The 14941-nt window shown below is 71.3% G+C and carries 14 protein-coding genes; 6 read left to right on the top strand and 8 right to left on the bottom strand.

Annotated features, from left to right (window positions below; all coding sequences use genetic code 11):
• Positions 1–40 precede the first annotated feature (40 nt).
• The gene (locus tag BJ992_RS04905; protein ID WP_184978744.1) at positions 41–1600 is read left to right on the top strand and encodes an amino acid permease; all 1560 of its coding nucleotides are present in this window, start codon (positions 41–43) and stop codon (positions 1598–1600) included.
• Positions 1601–1646: 46 nt separating this feature from the next.
• Here BJ992_RS04905 and lipB read toward each other — a convergent pair whose 3' ends face one another.
• Complete coding sequence (gene lipB / locus BJ992_RS04900) at positions 1647–2297, bottom strand: lipoyl(octanoyl) transferase LipB (RefSeq protein WP_343072502.1); 651 nt, start codon at positions 2295–2297, stop codon at positions 1647–1649.
• A gap of 45 nt (positions 2298–2342) precedes the next feature.
• Entirely contained in the window at positions 2343–2540 is a 198-nt protein-coding gene (locus tag BJ992_RS04895; RefSeq protein ID WP_184978743.1) for a PspC domain-containing protein, read from the bottom strand.
• Between the two features lie 152 nt (positions 2541–2692).
• On the opposite strand from BJ992_RS04895, the gene BJ992_RS04890 reads away from it, so the two are divergent.
• Positions 2693–3283 (top strand): LURP-one-related family protein, encoded by a 591-nt coding sequence (locus BJ992_RS04890; protein WP_184978742.1) that lies wholly within the window; start codon positions 2693–2695, stop codon positions 3281–3283.
• Here BJ992_RS04890 and BJ992_RS04885 read toward each other — a convergent pair.
• Together BJ992_RS04885 and BJ992_RS04880 are read right to left on the bottom strand one after the other, a co-directional pair.
• On the bottom strand, positions 3240–4256 hold the full coding sequence (locus BJ992_RS04885) for a lysylphosphatidylglycerol synthase transmembrane domain-containing protein (protein WP_184978741.1): 1017 nt from the start codon (positions 4254–4256) through the stop codon (positions 3240–3242). The two genes, BJ992_RS04890 and BJ992_RS04885, sit on opposite strands and share 44 nt — an antisense overlap.
• Positions 4257–4395: 139 nt before the next feature.
• Entirely contained in the window at positions 4396–5364 is a 969-nt protein-coding gene (locus tag BJ992_RS04880; RefSeq protein ID WP_184978740.1) for a hypothetical protein, read from the bottom strand.
• A gap of 85 nt (positions 5365–5449) precedes the next feature.
• Between BJ992_RS04880 and BJ992_RS04875 the strand changes: the two genes are divergently transcribed.
• Entirely contained in the window at positions 5450–6058 is a 609-nt protein-coding gene (locus tag BJ992_RS04875; protein WP_184978739.1) for a TetR/AcrR family transcriptional regulator, read from the top strand.
• Between the two features lie 45 nt (positions 6059–6103).
• Here the strand turns inward: BJ992_RS04875 and BJ992_RS04870 are convergent, their stop codons facing one another.
• The 3 genes from BJ992_RS04870 to deoC all read right to left on the bottom strand — a co-directional run bounded on the left by BJ992_RS04870 (position 6104) and on the right by deoC (position 9584).
• Positions 6104–6976, bottom strand: coding sequence for an aldehyde dehydrogenase family protein (locus BJ992_RS04870; RefSeq protein ID WP_184978738.1), 873 nt, complete (start codon positions 6974–6976; stop codon positions 6104–6106).
• Positions 6977–7173: 197 nt separating this feature from the next.
• Positions 7174–8613 carry an aldehyde dehydrogenase family protein gene (locus BJ992_RS04865; RefSeq protein WP_221474692.1) on the bottom strand — a complete coding sequence of 480 codons (1440 nt, stop codon included), beginning with the start codon at positions 8611–8613 and terminating at the stop codon, positions 7174–7176.
• Positions 8614–8621: 8 nt separating this feature from the next.
• A complete protein-coding gene (deoC, locus tag BJ992_RS04860; protein ID WP_343072501.1) occupies positions 8622–9584 on the bottom strand; it encodes a deoxyribose-phosphate aldolase in 963 nt (320 codons plus the stop codon).
• 218 nt (positions 9585–9802) lie between these two features.
• Between deoC and BJ992_RS04855 the strand changes: the two genes are divergently transcribed.
• From BJ992_RS04855 to BJ992_RS04845, 3 genes are all read left to right on the top strand, one after another.
• Positions 9803–9979, top strand: coding sequence for a hypothetical protein (locus BJ992_RS04855; RefSeq protein WP_184978736.1), 177 nt, complete (start codon positions 9803–9805; stop codon positions 9977–9979).
• A 189-nt stretch (positions 9980–10168) separates the two neighbouring features.
• A complete protein-coding gene (locus tag BJ992_RS33625; RefSeq protein ID WP_281390304.1) occupies positions 10169–13036 on the top strand; it encodes a helix-turn-helix transcriptional regulator in 2868 nt (955 codons plus the stop codon).
• A gap of 222 nt (positions 13037–13258) precedes the next feature.
• On the top strand, positions 13259–13825 hold the full coding sequence (locus BJ992_RS04845; protein WP_184978734.1) for a TMEM165/GDT1 family protein: 567 nt from the start codon (positions 13259–13261) through the stop codon (positions 13823–13825).
• On the opposite strand, the gene BJ992_RS04840 is transcribed toward BJ992_RS04845, so the two are convergent.
• Positions 13822–14937: a UDP-N-acetylmuramate dehydrogenase gene (locus BJ992_RS04840; RefSeq protein ID WP_184978733.1), complete on the bottom strand. Its 1116-nt coding sequence runs from the start codon at positions 14935–14937 to the stop codon at positions 13822–13824. The genes BJ992_RS04845 and BJ992_RS04840 overlap by 4 nt on opposite strands.
• Between the last annotated feature and the right edge of the window lie 4 nt (positions 14938–14941).

Below are 14941 nucleotides of genomic sequence, written 5' to 3'. Positions count from 1 at the left end.
CTAGCACCACCGGCACGAACTGTGCAGCCAAGGAGAGCTGATGGCTCAGCAGTCTTCCCTCGACGACGACGCACAACGCCTCGCCGAACTCGGGTACAAACAAGAGCTTTCCCGTACCTGGAGCGGCTTCTCCAATTTCGCGATCTCCTTCTCGATCATCTCCATCCTGGCCGGGTGTTTCACGACCTTCGGTCAGGCGTGGAACAACGGCGGTCCGCTGGCCATCTCGGTCGGCTGGCCCCTGATCTCGGCGTTCATCCTCATCATCGGCTTCTGCATGTCGGAGCTGGTCTCGGCGTATCCGACGGCCGGCGGCATCTACTGGTGGGCCGCCAAGCTCGGCAGGCCCATTCACGGGTGGTTCACGGGGTGGCTCAACCTCATCGGTCTCATCGCGGTGACCGCCTCGGTGGACTACGGTTGCGCGACGTTCCTCAACATCACGATCGGCCGGTTCAGCGACTCCTGGGCCCAGGGTGACGCGCTGAAGCAGACGTTCCTGCTGTTCGCGGTGGTGCTGGTCCTGCACGCGCTGATCAACATCTTCAGTCACCGGCTGATCTCGATCCTGCAGAACGTCTCGGTGTGGTGGCACGTGTTCGGCGCGGCGGTCGTCGTGGCCATCCTGATCTTCGGGCCGTCGAGTCACCAGAGCGTCGGGTTCCTGTTCGAGACGTTCAACAACTCCGGGTTCGGGGACGGCGCGTCCGGCACGACGTTCTGGCTGTACGTGCTGCCGCTCGGGTTCCTGCTGACGCAGTACACGATCACCGGGTTCGACGCGTGCGCGCACGTGTCGGAGGAGACGCACGGCGCGGCGACCAGCGCGGCCAAGGGGCTGTGGCGGTCGATCTTCTACTCGGCGATCGGCGGCTGGATCCTGCTGCTGGCGTTCCTGTTCGCGGCGACCGACGTGGACGCGGTGAACAAGGAGTTCGGCTTCGTCGGCGCGATCTTCACGTCGTCCCTGACGCCGGGGCTCGCCACGGTGATCTTCGGCATCTCGACGATCGGCCAGTTCTTCTGCGGCATGAGCTGTGTCACGTCGATGTCGCGCATGATGTACGCGTTCTCGCGGGACGGCGCGGTGCCGGGGTGGCGGCTGTGGTCCAAGGTGGACAGGAACCGCACACCGGTCAACGCGATCATCGCGGGGTGCGCGGTGGCGCTGCTGATCACGCTGCCGGCGCTGTACGCGCCGGAGGGAAGCGCCACGCCGGTGGCGTTCCTCGCGGTGGTGTCGATCGCGGTGATCGGACTGTACCTGGCGTTCCTCATCCCGATCTGGCTGCGGCTGCGCATGGGTGACGCGTTCAAGCCGGGGCCGTGGACGCTCGGAAGCAAGTACAAGGTGCTCGGGTGGATCGCGGTGATCGAGATCGCGATCATCTCGATCTACTTCGTGCTGCCGCTCGGCCCCTCCGGCGTGCCCGGCAACGCGGACTTCACGTGGACGTCGGTGAACTACGCGCCGATCGCCGTCGGTGCGGTGCTGATCGGCATCGCGTTGTGGTGGACGTTGTCGGCCAAGCACTGGTTCACCGGGCCGCGCCGCACGGTCGACGACGTGCCGACGGACACGGCCGAGCCGGTCGTCTGACGCGCGTACGAAACGGGGGCCGCGAGACCGCGGCCCCCGGGAAGGCTCAGGCCGTGGCCTCGAAGGCCTCGGCGACCACCCGCCGGACCTCGGCGAAACCGGGATGGGACGGCAGTTCGCGGGCCAGGGACGTCATGTCGACCGTCGGCATGCCGCACGCCACGGCGAAGCCCCACGGGGTGAGGTCGCCGTCGACGTTGAGTGCGAAGCCGTGGCTGGTGACGCCGCGGGACGCGCGCATGCCGATCGACACGATCTTGCGGGAGTTCCCGGTGGTCCACACCCCGGTGAGCAGCTCGGAGCCCGGTGGGGTCTCGCGGCGCTCGGCGGGGACGCCGAGCTTGCCGAGCGACTCCACCAGGCGCAGCTCCACCTCGCGTACGTAGTCGACCACGCCTTCGTCGGCGCGGAGCTTGACGATGAGGTAGCCGACGAGCTGGCCGGGGCCGTGGTAGGTGAGCTGGCCGCCCCGGCCGGTCGGCACGACCGGGATGCCGTGCGAGGGGTCGGGCAGGTGCTCGGCCAAGGTGCGTTTGCCGATGGTGAACACCTGCGGGTGGCTGAGCAGCCACAACGTGTCGGGGATCTCATCGCGCTGCCGGGCCCCGACCAGCTCCGTCATGCGCTCCATGGCCGCCTCGTAGTCCACCAGATCGTCCTGGACGAGGACCAGGGGACGGCTGCGGGTTTCGCTCACCTTCCTGAGGATACGTCCGACGAACGGATGACCGTCGCCGAGCGCTCAGTACCGGCCGTACGGCGCACCGGCGGGGGCCTTGGGTACCAGGGCCCACATGATCAGGTAGATGACGAACTGAGGGCCAGGCAGGATGCAGGAGAGAATGAACAGCAGGCGGACCATGGTCGGCGGCATGTTCCACTTTTCCGCGAGGCCTCCGCAGACACCGGCGATGATCTTGTGTTCGCGTGATCGATGCATGATCTTTCCCCCGTCTCCTTTTCTTTGGTCGTCCTGTTCAACGATCATTGCTACTGCCCCGTTCCCGCGCCGCCATTCGTCTTCGACGCGCCGCAGCGAGGCCACGACGCCGCGCGGCCGGACAGGCTTTAGGGTGGCAATCCCCTCTGACCATGGAGAGCAACGTGGACCTGCACACCCTTCAGGCGCAGCGGCGCCTGCTCGTCCGTCAGAAGATCACCATGATGGTGAACCGCTATGTGGTGCATCTGACGAACCCTGACGGCTCCGAGGGACCCATGGTCGCCTTCGCCGAGCAGAAGCGGATGGCGTTCAAGGAGCAGGTGACGCTGTACACCGACGAGTCGCGGCAGCAGGTGCTCGCGGGGTTCAAGGCACGCAAGGTGCTCGACCTCGGCAGCGGGTACGACGTCGTGGACCACGCCGGCCAGCCGATCGGGTTCTTCCGCAAGGAGTTCGGCGCGTCGCTGCTGCGTTCCACGTGGCATCTGCAGCAGCCGGGCCTGCCGACGTTCACCGGTCAGGAACGCAACCTGGTGGTGGCGATCCTGCGCCGGTTCGTGGACTCGTTGTCGTGGCTGCCGTACCACTTCGACTTCGGCGTGGGTGCGCAGATCGGCTTCTCGGTGGACCGGCAGTGGGGGCTGCGCGACCGCTACGCCGTGGACGTCAACGATCCGCGCCTGGACCGGCGCCTGGTCATCGCGATGGCGGTGGCCCTGGACGCGCTGCAGTCCCGCTGACGTTCAGCGCCAGCCAGGCGCACCAGCCGACGATCAGCACGGCCCAGTACGAGATGAGGCGGTAGATCGCCACCACGGCCGCGGCGGCGGGGAGCCCGAGGCCCGCGCCGGCGAACGTCGCGGCCATGCCGATCTCGGTGACGCCGAGGCCGCCTGGCAGCAACGCGAGCACACCCGCGGCCTTGGCGGCGACGTAGCCGAGCAGAACCGTGTGCGTCCCCACCGACACCCCGGTGGCGGCGCACACGGCGGCGAGACACGCGATGTCGAGCAGCCAGTTGAGCAGCGCGACGGCGGGGAGCACGAGGCGGTCGCGGCGGGTCAGCGTGATCGCGGACCTGGCGGCGCAAACTGCGTCGAGCAGTGCGGTGAGCCGCGGACCGTGACGGGCCGGCCTCGGCCGCCGTTCCGGCAGGAACACCACCGCGAGCGCCAGCGCGGACCCCGCGCCGGCGAACACCCACATGGCGGTGGTCCGGGTGGCGGGCTCGGCGAGCAGCGCCACCACTCCGAGCGCGAGAAAGGTCAGGGTGGAGAAGACCGAGGTCAGGACGAGGGTCGCCGCGATGACCGCCGGCGACGCGCCGACGCGCCGGAACTGCCGCGTGGTGTAGGCGACGCTGAGGATCTGGCCGCCGGGAAGCGAGCTGGACACCGCGTTGCGCGCGTACGTCACGGCCATCGCGCGCGGCAGGCTGAGGTGGATGCCTCCGGCGACCAGCAGGTGCCTCAGCAACGTCGCGAACGCGCGCATCGACGCCGCCTCGGCCGCCACGGCGACCCCGAGCCACATCGGGTCGGCCCTCGTGATGAGCCCCCAGACCTCGGCCGGGTCCGGCAGCCTGTCCCGGAAGAGCACCACGACGCAGACGACCGCCGCGAACACCGCCGACCTGCCGATCAGCCGCCGGTACCGCCGGCGCGGCGCGGCCACGTCAGGGGGGTCGGCCACCGCGAGATCCTGAGCCGGCATCGTCACCTCCTCAACCTTGAGGAGCATGACGTCCCCGAGCCACGTGAAGAACTACCTGGTCCCAACCAGTTCACGGCCCTGAACCTTCCGAAGTCCGGCAATGTCGTGCCGGCGGCCCGGGGGCCGCCGGCGGGGGTGGTCATGCGGCGGGGACGGCGACGGGGGCCGGCGCCGGGGCCGGGGTGGTGCGGCGGCCGGGGACGGTGAGCAGGACGGCGCCGGCGGCGGCCCAGAAGGCGAGGACGGCCAGGGGGCCGGTGACGGCGGCGCCGTCGAAGTGGACGACGTTGCGGATGAGGTCGCCGCCGGGGCCGACCGGCAGGAGTCCGCCGATGGCGGCGTACCACTCGGGGACGAAGTGCGCGCCGAGGGGGCCGCCGCTCGCGGGGAGGCCGATGGGGATGAACAGCAGCGCCGCGAGGCCGGCGCCTGCGGGACCCGCGACCCGGAGCAGGCCGGCGACCACGAGAGCGATGGTCAGCACGATCGCGGCGGAGGCCAGGGTGAGACCGGGGAACGCGCCGGGGAGCGCGCCGAGGACGGTGCCGGCGAGGAAGGCGTTGCCGAGCGCGGCGGTCACGGCCCCGGCGAGCAGGACGCCTGCGCGTGCCGGTGCGGTGAGGCCGGGGGCCGCGCGGGACAGGATGACGGCCATGGCGATGGCCGGGAGGACCAGCGCGAGCGCGTAGAACATGCCGGCGATGCCGCCGGAGTCGCCGGCCGGCAGGGGGACGGCGTCCTCGACGGTGAGGGTTCTCCCCTGGGCCTTGGCGACGTTCTGGAAGACGGTGGTGAGGACGGTCGCGGAGGTGCGGCCGGCGGCGCTCGCGACGGTGAGCTTGGCGGCGGCGGGGTCGATGACGCCGTCCACCTCGCGGTCGAGGAGCGCGGTGCGCGCGGCGGCGGCCGTGGGGTAGGCGGTCAGGTCGAACGCGCCGGGCCTGGCCTTGGTGAGCGCGGCGGCCATCTGGCCGGCGACCGCCTGCGGGCCGACGACTCCGACGGGGACGTGGTGGGGCTCGGGTGCGCGGAACGCGCCGAGGAAGGACGCGACGAACAGCATGCCGAGGACGGTGGCGGCCAGGACGGCCCCGATGATCTTCTTCATTTCATCACCCGTTGACTTCATCAGTGTTGAGTTCAACATAGATGAATTCAACGTGGTTGAATAGAGGCGATCGAAGGGAGATTTCGTGACCGAGCGGCCCGCCAAGGCGAGCGGACGACGTCCTGGCACGTCACAGACCAGGGAGGCCATCCTCGACGCCGCCATGGAGTCCTTCACCGCCAAGGGGTTCACGAGCACCACGGTCCGCGGCGTGGCACGCGAGGCCGGAGTGGACCCCGCGCTGGTCATCCACTTCTTCGGCACCAAGGACGGCCTGTTCGACGCCGCCGTGCGCAGCCGCGGCGTCCCCCTGCGGCGCCTGTCGGAGGCCGTGGAAGGCGACCGCAACGGTCTCGGCGAGCGCCTGGTACGCCGCTACCTGTCGCTGTGGGAGGACCCCGAGACCGGCCCCCGGCTGCACGCCATCCTGCACGCCGCGGCCGCCTCGGAGGCCGCCGCCGCGCTCCTGCGCGGCTTCATCACCGAAGAGGTGCTGCGGCCCATCGCCAAGACCCTCGGCGGCGACCACGCCGAGACCCGCGCGATCCTGGCCGGCTCCACCCTCATCGGCCTGGCGCTGGTCAGGTACGTGCTCAAGGTGGACGCGCTCGCGCTGCTCCCCGCCGAGACCGTCGTCGCGACCGCCGGGCCCGCCGTCCAGCGGTACCTCACCGGCGAGCTCGACCTGGAATGACGGCACCCCGGCCCCGCCGGAGCGGGACCGGGGTGCCGGTGGACGTCAGACGCCGATGGGGTGCCAGACGGTCTTGGTCTCCAGGAAAGCCGTCATGCGGTCCACGCCGGGGTCGGCCAGCCAGTCGATCTTGCCGGCCGGCGGACGCAGCACGCGCTTGAGATTCCCGGCCGCGTCCTTCTCGCAGGCCACGGCGAGCTCCTCGTCGCAGCCGGTGAGGTCGATGGCGTTGACGTCCATGTGGGACGCCAGCCACGGGGCCAGCTCCGCGGCGCGGCCGGTGAGCAGGTTGACCACACCGCCGGGGAGATCGGAGGTCGCGAGGACCTCGGCCAGCGTGATGGCCGGCAGCGGCGCGCGTTCGGAGCACACCACCACACACGTGTTGCCGGTGACGATCACCGGCGCGACGACCGAGACCAGGCCGAGCAGCGGGCCCATCGGCGGTGCGACGACCGCGACGACACCGGTCGGCTCGGGGGTGGACAGGTTGAAGTACGGACCGGCGACCGGGTTGGCGGCGCCGCGCACCGCGCCGATCTTGTCGGACCAGCCCGCGTACCAGACCAGCCGGTCCACGGCCGCGTCCACCAGCTCACCGGCACGCTTGACCGACACGCCGTCGGCGTCGGCGACCTCGGCGGCGAACTGCGCGCGGCGGCCCTCCAGCATCTCGGCGATCCGGTACAGGATCTGGCCGCGGTTGTACGCCGTGGCGCCGGACCAGCCGGGGAACGCCTTGCGTGCCGCGACCACCGCGTCACGCGCGTCCTTGCGTGACGCCTTCGCCGCGTTGGCGAGGAAGTCACCCTTGGAGGAGGTCACGGCGTAGGACCTTCCGCTCTCGGAACGCGGGAAGGCCCCGCCGATGTACAGCTTGTACGTCTTGCGTACGGCCAGGCGGCCGGGCTCAGTCATCGCTTCTCCAGGTCGTCTCCTCCGTGGACAGCCGGGTCGGCTCGGCGACCTGACGGCACCGGCTCACCCCGCAACGGTGCGCGAACCAGCCGCGGCGGGACCCGGCCGCCGCGCGTCCGGCCCGCAGCCAGGCCCTCCCTCGTGCCGTCCGTGTCCACCGGGGACGCCGTGCGCCGTGGTCCCGGTGGCGGCTCAGATCAGACATCGAGATACGCCTCCAGTCCATGGCGGCCACCCTCACGGCCGTAGCCGGACTCCTTGTAGCCGCCGAACGGCGACGTCGGGTCGAACTTGTTGAAGGTGTTGGCCCACACCACCCCGGCACGCAGCCGGTCGGCCATCCACAGGATGCGCGAGCCCTTCTCGGTCCACACACCGGCCGACAGGCCGTACGGCGTGTTGTTGGCCTTCTCCACGGCCTCGGCGGGGGTGCGGAAGGTCAGCACCGACAGCACCGGGCCGAAGATCTCCTCCCGCGCGATGCGATGGGACTGCGCGACCCCGGTGAACAGCGTCGGCGGGAACCAGAACCCCTTGTCGGGGAGCGCGCACGGCGGCGACCAGCGCTGCGCGCCTTCGGCCTCCCCCGCGTCGCTGAGCTCGCGGATGCGGTCGAGCTGCGCGGCGGAGTTGACCGCGCCGATGTCGGTGTTCTTGTCGAGCGGGTCGCCGAGCCGCAGCGTGGCCAGCCGCCGCTTGAGCGCCGCCAGCAGCTCGTCCTCCACCGACTCCTGCACCAGCAGGCGCGACCCGGCGCAGCAGACGTGGCCCTGGTTGAAGAAGATGCCGTTCACGATGCCTTCGACGGCCTGGTCGAGCGCGGCGTCGTCGAACACGATGTTGGCGGCCTTGCCGCCGAGCTCCAGCGTGAGCTTCTTGCGCGTGCCGGCGACCGACCGCGCGATCAGGCGGCCCACCTCGGTGGAACCGGTGAACGCGACCTTGTCGACCCCCTCGTGTCCGGCGAGGGCCTGGCCGGTCTCGCCGGCGCCGGTGACGATGTTGACGACACCCGGCGGCAGGTCGGCCTGGCGGCAGATCTCGGCGAACGCGAGCGCGGTCAGCGGCGTGGTCTCGGCCGGCTTGAGCACGACCGTGTTGCCGCAGGCCAGCGCCGGTGCGATCTTCCAGGCCAGCATGAGCAGCGGGAAGTTCCACGGGATGATCTGCGCGGCCACGCCGAGAGGTCGCGGGTCCTCGCCGAGGCCGGCGTGCCGCAGCTTGTCGGCCCACCCGGCGTAGTAGAAGAAGTGCGCGGCGACCAGCGGCAGGTCGACGTCGCGTGACTCGCGGATCGGCTTGCCGTTGTCCAGCGACTCCAGCACGGCCAGCTCGCGTGCGCGCTCCTGGACGATCCGCGCGATGCGGAACAGGTACTTGGCGCGCTCGCGGCCCGGCATGCGGCCCCACACCGAGTCGTACGCCTTGCGCGCGGCGTCGACGGCGCGGTCGACGTCGGCGGGGGTGGCGTAGGAGAACTCGGCCAGGGCCTCCTCGGTGGCCGGGTTGAGGGTCTTGTGGCGCTCGTCGCCGAGCGAGTCGATCCACTCGCCGTTCACGAACAGCCCGTAGGACGGCCGGATGTCGACGACGTCCCGGGACTCAGGCGCGGGTGCGTATTCGAAGATGTCGGACATCGGTGTCCTCAGTCCAGGGTGAAGTAGTCGGGGCCGGCGTAGTGGCCGGTGGTCAGCTTCGTGCGCTGCATCAGCAGATCGTTCAGCAGGCTGGAGGCGCCGAGGCGGAACCACTCGGCGGTCAGCCAGTCGGGGCCGGCGGTCTCGTTGACGAGCACCAGGTTCTTTATGGCGTCCTTGGTGGTGCGGATGCCGCCGGCGGGCTTCACCCCGACCATGCGGCCGGTGCGGTCGCGGAAGTCGCGCACCGCCTCCAGCATCACCAGCGTCACCGGGAGGGTCGCCGCGGGGGCCACCTTGCCGGTGGAGGTCTTGATGAAGTCGGCTCCCGCGACCATGGCGAGCCACGAGGCGCGGCGCACGTTGTCGTAGGTGACGAGCTCGCCGGTCTCCAGGATGACCTTCAGGTGCGCGTCCTCGCCGTCCTTGCGCGCGCACGCGGCCTTCACCGCGACGATCTGCTCGTACACGGTGAGGTAGTCGCCGGCGAGGAACGCGCCGCGGTCGATCACCATGTCGATCTCGTCGGCGCCGGACGCGACGGCGAGCGCGGTGTCGTCGACCTTGACGGCCAGGGACGTGCGGCCGCTCGGGAAGCCGGTGGCGACGCTCGCCACCCGCACTCCGGTGCCGCGCAGCGCCTCGACGGCGTGCGGCACGAGGTCGGGGTAGACGCAGACGGCGGCGACCTTCGGCACCGAGGCGTCGGCGGGGTCGGGCCGTACGGCCTTGGCGCACATCGCGCGCACCTTGCCGGGGGTGTCGGCGCCTTCCAGGGTGGTGAGGTCGACCATGGATATGGCGAGATCGATGGCCTTGGCCTTGGCGGTGGTCTTGATGGAGCGGGTGCCCAGCGTCGCGGCGCGTTGATCGGCGCCGACACGGTCCACGCCGGGCAGTCCATGGAGGAAGGCCCGCAGGGTGGCGCCGGACGACGCGACCTCCGTGAGCGAAGTCGTCGGTGTTGACACCTCACCAGCATCGCCGACCGGCCTGATAGTTCCAAACCGGTGCCGCTGACCTGGGACGTCACCGGTGTCCTGTCGGCGCCTAAGGCGGCTTACGGGGTCGCTCGGGGTCCTAGGACCCTTGCGCGGCGGGATATAAGGCATCCGCCCGATGTGGCGGGGTGGGCCTTAGACCGAACCTTGAGATGTAAGAGAAGGACGACATCCAAGGAGACGCCGAGATGGCTCCCGAACTGCACTACGAACTGATCAACACCAAGGTGGCGGAGCTGCACAAGCAGGCTGCGGACGACCGCAGGGCTCGCGAGGCCGCCAAGGGCAAGACCGCCAGGGACGGCAAGGCGTCCGGCTCCGCGCGCGGGCTGCGCGCCGCCTTCGGCAAGCTGCGCACGTCGTGACCCCCCGCACCCGGGGCCCGCGCGCGACGCGGCCCCACCGGAGACAGACCCCGTCGAAGCCCGGCCGGAGCCTCCCTCCCGGCCGGGCCTCGCACCCCCCGTGACCCGATCCGTACCTGCCTTTAGCGAGGACTAAATCAAAGGAACCTGTCGGTCGCGCGTGCGATGCTTTCAGCCATGGTGGGCCGGATGGTGAGTCCCGTCTTCGTCGGACGGAAAGCGGAGCTCGAGACCCTCGCCGACGCGTTCGAGCAGGCCCGCAAACAGGCGGCGTCCGCCGTGCTGCTCGGCGGCGAGGCGGGTGGCGGCAAGACACGCCTGGTCAGCCGGTTCACCGAGGAGGCCGCGTACGCGGGGGCACACGTGCTCGTCGGTGGCTGCGTCGAGCTGTCCAGCATGGGCCTGGCCTACGCGCCGTTCACCGCGGCGCTGCGCCAGCTCGTGCGCGAGATGGGGGCCTCGGAGGTCGCCGCGCTGCTGCCGGACGGCGCGGCACGCGACCTCGCGCGGCTGCTGCCGGAGTTCGGCGAGCCGAGCGGCGACAAGGAGACCGAGACCGGCAGAGCACGGCTGTTCGAGCAGTTCCTCACGTTGCTCGAACGGCTCGCGGAACGGCGCTCGGTGATCCTCGTCATCGAGGACGTCCACTGGGCCGACCGCTCCACCCGCGACCTCATCGCCTTCCTCAGCCGCAACCTGCGCACCGCGCCGGTGCTCATGATCATCACGTACCGCTCCGACGAGCTGCACCGCCAGCACCCGCTGCGGCCGGTGCTCGCCGAGCTCGGCCGGGTGAGCGGCGTGGTCCGCATCGACCTGCCGCGGCTCTCGCTCGGCGAGGTCGCGGGCCAGATGGCCGGCATCCTCGGCGACGAGCCCGAGCCCGCGCTGGTCCGCAGGGTCCACGAGCGCAGCGAAGGCATCCCCTTGTTCGTCGAGGCGCTGCTGGAGAACGGCGTCGAGAGCAGCGTGCCGGGCTCGCTGCACGACCTGATCATCGGCACCGTGGAGCGGCTGCCTGAGGAGACCCAGCGCCTGCTGCGCGTCGCGGCGGCCGGGGGAAACCGCGTCCGGCACACACTGCTGGCCGCCGTGACCGGCATGTCGGACATCGAGGTCGAGGACGGGCTGCGGCCCGCCATCGCCGGCAACGTCATCCAGGTCGACGGCCGCGCCTACGTCTTCCGCCACGCGCTCATCCGCGAGGCCGTCCACGAGGAATTACTCCCCGGCGAGCACAACCGGGTCCACGCGCGTTTCGCCGAAGAGATCGAGCGCGACCGCACCCTCGTGCCACCCGGCAGGGCCGCCATCGAGATCGCGCACCACTGGCACGCCGCGCGCGACCACCTGTGGGCCCTGATCTCCGCCTGGGAGGCCGCCGCCAAGGCCGCCAACGCGTTCGCCTACACCGAGCAGATCCAGCTCCTCGAGCGGGTGCTGTCGCTGTGGAACCACGTGCCGGACGCCGCCGAGCGCATCGGCGTGACCCACATCGCCGTCCTCGAGCAGGCCGCGGAGGCCGCGGCCGTCACCGGCGACCCCGACCTCGGCCTCAGGTTCGTCAAAGCCGCGCTCGCGGACCTGGACGAGACCGCCGAGCCCGAGCGGGTGGCCCGGCTGATGGTGCGGCGCAGCCAGTTCAAGTCCGACAAAGGCAAACCAGGCGCGCTCGACGACCTGCGGTACGCCGAGCGTCTCGCGGCGAAGCCGAGCGCGGCCCGCGCGCACGTGCTGACCCGGCTCGGCTCGTATCTGATGTTCATCAACGAGCTCGTCGAAGGCAGCGCGCTCACCACCGAGGCGCTGCGCATCGCGCGCGAGGTCGGCGACGAGCCGCGCGAGGCGGAGCTGCTCACCAACCTGGCCCTCGGCCACTCCCTCGGCGGTGACCTGGAGACCGCGATGCGCACCAACGAGCGGGCCATCGAGATCGGCACCAGGCTCTCCTCGCCGCGCATCGTGCTGCGCGCCGTCGCCAACAACGTCGACGGCCTGACCAACCTCGGCCGGTCCGAGGAGGCCGTGGCGCTCGCGCTGAACGGCGAGGCGATGGCCCGCACCTACGGCCGCTACCGCACGTCCGGCTCGTTCCTCGCCAACAACAGGGCCGAGTCGCTGGAGGCGCTCGGCCGCTGGGACGAGGTCATCGAGATCATCGAGCAGGCCCTGGCCATGGAACCGGTGCCCCGCATCCGGGGCCATTTGCTGCGGGTGCGCGGCGACGTCGCCGCGGGCCGCGGCGAGACCGAGCTGCTGCGGCAGATCATCGCCGAGACCGCGGAGCCGCACGCCGATTCCAAGTACTTCGCGCAGGAGTGGGTGGCCGGCATCCGGCTGCGGGTCGAGCACCACCTGCTGTGCGGTGCGCCGCTTGAGGCGCTCTCGGCGGCCGAGGAGCTGCTGTCGTCCCCCGGCGCGGCGCCTGACCGGCCGATGCTCGGCTGGTCGAGCAAGCCGATGCTGGGCTGGCGCGCGCTCGCGCAGAGCCGCGTGGTGTACGAGAGCGCGGCGGCGGCCGACCCCGAGCGCGCCGGCGCGCTGCTGGCCACGGCCAAGGAGCTGGCCGGCACCATGACGATCAGCGGGCCGGTCGCCGAGGCGTACCGGCTGATGGTTCTCGGCGACTTCGACGGCGCCGCCGAGGTGTGGCGCCACCTCGGCCGGCCGCACCCGAGGGCCCGCTCACTGTTCCTGGCCGCCGCCGCGTCGGCCCGCGCCGGCGACCGAGACGGCGCGGCGAGCCGGTTGCGCGCCGCGCACCCGCTCGCCGTCGCGCTCGGCGCCGGGCCGCTGCTCGGCGAGATCGAGGCCCTGTGCCGGCGCGTCGGCGCCTCGCTCACCGGGGACACCGCTCCTGCCGCCGAGCTCACGCCGCGTGAGCGTGAGGTGCTGCGGCTGGTGGCACTCGGCCGGTCCAACCGTGAGATCGCCGCCGAGCTGTTCATCTCCGTCAAGACGGTCAGCGTGCACGTCTCCAACATCCTCGCCAAGCTCGGGGTCGCCACCCGCGGTGAGGCCGCGGCGGCGGCGCACCGGTCGTCCTTGCTGGTGTGACGCCGGCGTCGGCTACAGTGGGGGTGCAGTTCCCGAAGGGGAGTAGTCCCAATCGTGTGATCGACACACTGGCCGGTTCGCCGGCCCGGTCACACGGGCCTCGCACCGAGGCGGACGAGACCTTCGGCCCAGCAGTCATGCATTCATGCTGCCGGGCCGAGGTCCCCGATCTCCCCGGGTGCCGCTTCCGGCCCGGTCGCGCGACACGAAAGGCGACCCCCGTTGGAAGCGTTCTGGATCAGCCTCGCTGTGATCTTCGTCGCCGAGCTCGGCGACAAGAGCCAGTTGATGGCACTGACCTTCGCCACCAGGTTCAAGATGTGGCCCGTGCTGGCCGGCATCACCATCGCGACCACGGTGGTGCACCTGCTGAGCGTGGCGCTCGGCGGCCTGATCGGCGACGCGCTCCCGCGCACCGCCATCTCGATCGTGGCCGGTGTCGCGTTCCTGGTGTTCGCGCTGTGGACGCTGCGCGGCGACGAGCTGACCGAGGAGGAGTCGCGCAAGGCACAGCGCACCACGCGTAACGCCGTCATCGCGGTCACCGTGGCGTTCTTCCTCAGCGAGCTCGGCGACAAGACCATGCTCGCCACCATCACCCTCGCCACCCAGCACGGCTGGCTCGGCACATGGATCGGCTCCACGGTCGGCATGGTCGCCGCCGACGCGCTCGCCATCGTGGTCGGCCGCCTTCTCGGCCGTCACCTGCCGGAGAAGGCGATCCGGTACGGCGCCGCCGCCTGCTTCGTCGTCTTCGCGATCGTGCTGTTCGCCGAGGCGCTGCTCTAGAGCGTGACGCCGACGAGAACAGGCTCGTTGACCAGGGTCACGCCGAACTTCGCCTCGACCCCTTGGCGGATCTCGCGGGCCAGCCCCACCAGGTCGGCCGCCGTGGCGGCGTCGTGCTCCTCGGGGACGGCCCCCATCACCCCCCTGGGGTCGGCGGGGAAACCCGTCACGTGGTGGCCGCCGGGGTTGGTCAGGGCCAGGGTGTGCTTGGTGGACACCCTGGCCCGGCCGCGCCGGTACCCCTTGGGGAAGCCGGCGTGCTCGATCAGCCACGCGGCCGGCACCTTGACCCGTGCCTCCGGCATCGGCCAGCGGGGGAACCCCGGGGAGCGGCGCTCCAGGTCGGCGGCCTCGGCGGCGCTCAGGACGGGGTTGGTGAAGAACGACCCGGCGCTGCACGTGTCAGGGTCGGCCGGGTCGAGCACCATGCCTTTGCCGCGGCGCAGGCCGATCACGGCGTCCCGCACGTCGTGCAGGCCGGTCCGCGCGCCGAGCTCCACGCCGAGCCGGGTGGCGAGCTCCTGGTAGGCCACCGGGCCCGACAGCTCGGCACGCGCCAAGGTGTAGGTCACCGCGAGCACGACGTACCGGTCGGGGTGCCGCTTGAACACGCTGTCGCGGTAGGCGAACCCGCAGTCGTCGTGCCGCAGGTCCCTGATCTCGCCGGCCTCGCGGTCGTACACCCGCACCCCGGTGACCGTCTGGGAGACCTCCTGGCCGTACGCGCCGACGTTCTGGATGGGGGTGGCCCCCACCAGGCCGGGGACGCCGGACAGGCACTCGACGCCGGACCAGCCCTCGGTCACGGCCCGCTGGACCAGCGCGTCCCAGTCCTCGCCGGCCTCGGCGGTCACCTCGGCGTGGCCGTCGAGCTCGGTGACGTGGACGCCTCGGGAGGCGACCTTCACGACGAGCCCGTCGAAACCGGCGTCCGAGATGAGCAGGTTGCTCCCGCCGCCGAGCACCAGCACGGGCTGTCCCGCGCGGTCCGCCTCCCCCACCACCGCGGCGAGCTCGCCGGCGTCGCGCGCGACCACGAAGGCACGCGCCTCGCCACCCACCCGGAGCGTGGTGTACGGCGCGAGCCGCACGCCGTCCTGCCGTTCAGCCATGCAC

It is taken from the genome of Sphaerisporangium rubeum, from assembly GCF_014207705.1.
GTDB lineage: Bacteria > Actinomycetota > Actinomycetes > Streptosporangiales > Streptosporangiaceae > Sphaerisporangium > Sphaerisporangium rubeum.
The sequence above is the reverse complement of the archived record's forward strand: the minus strand, read 5'-3'. Positions and strand labels throughout refer to the sequence as shown.

What these genes read in the sequence shown, in the direction of transcription:
- BJ992_RS04905 (WP_184978744.1), top strand. Translation starts at nt 41, where the DNA reads ATGGCTCAGCAGTCTTCCCTCGACGACGACGCACAACGCCTCGCCGAA.
- BJ992_RS04895 (WP_184978743.1), bottom strand. Translation starts at nt 2,540, where the DNA reads ATGCATCGATCACGCGAACACAAGATCATCGCCGGTGTCTGCGGAGGC.
- BJ992_RS04890 (WP_184978742.1), top strand. Translation starts at nt 2,693, where the DNA reads ATGGAGAGCAACGTGGACCTGCACACCCTTCAGGCGCAGCGGCGCCTG.
- BJ992_RS04885 (WP_184978741.1), bottom strand. Translation starts at nt 4,256, where the DNA reads ATGCCGGCTCAGGATCTCGCGGTGGCCGACCCCCCTGACGTGGCCGCG.
- BJ992_RS04880 (WP_184978740.1), bottom strand. Translation starts at nt 5,364, where the DNA reads ATGAAGAAGATCATCGGGGCCGTCCTGGCCGCCACCGTCCTCGGCATG.
- BJ992_RS04870 (WP_184978738.1), bottom strand. Translation starts at nt 6,976, where the DNA reads ATGACTGAGCCCGGCCGCCTGGCCGTACGCAAGACGTACAAGCTGTAC.
- BJ992_RS04865 (WP_221474692.1), bottom strand. Translation starts at nt 8,613, where the DNA reads ATGTCCGACATCTTCGAATACGCACCCGCGCCTGAGTCCCGGGACGTC.
- BJ992_RS04855 (WP_184978736.1), top strand. Translation starts at nt 9,803, where the DNA reads ATGGCTCCCGAACTGCACTACGAACTGATCAACACCAAGGTGGCGGAG.
- BJ992_RS33625 (WP_281390304.1), top strand. Translation starts at nt 10,169, where the DNA reads ATGGTGAGTCCCGTCTTCGTCGGACGGAAAGCGGAGCTCGAGACCCTC.
- BJ992_RS04840 (WP_184978733.1), bottom strand. Translation starts at nt 14,937, where the DNA reads ATGGCTGAACGGCAGGACGGCGTGCGGCTCGCGCCGTACACCACGCTC.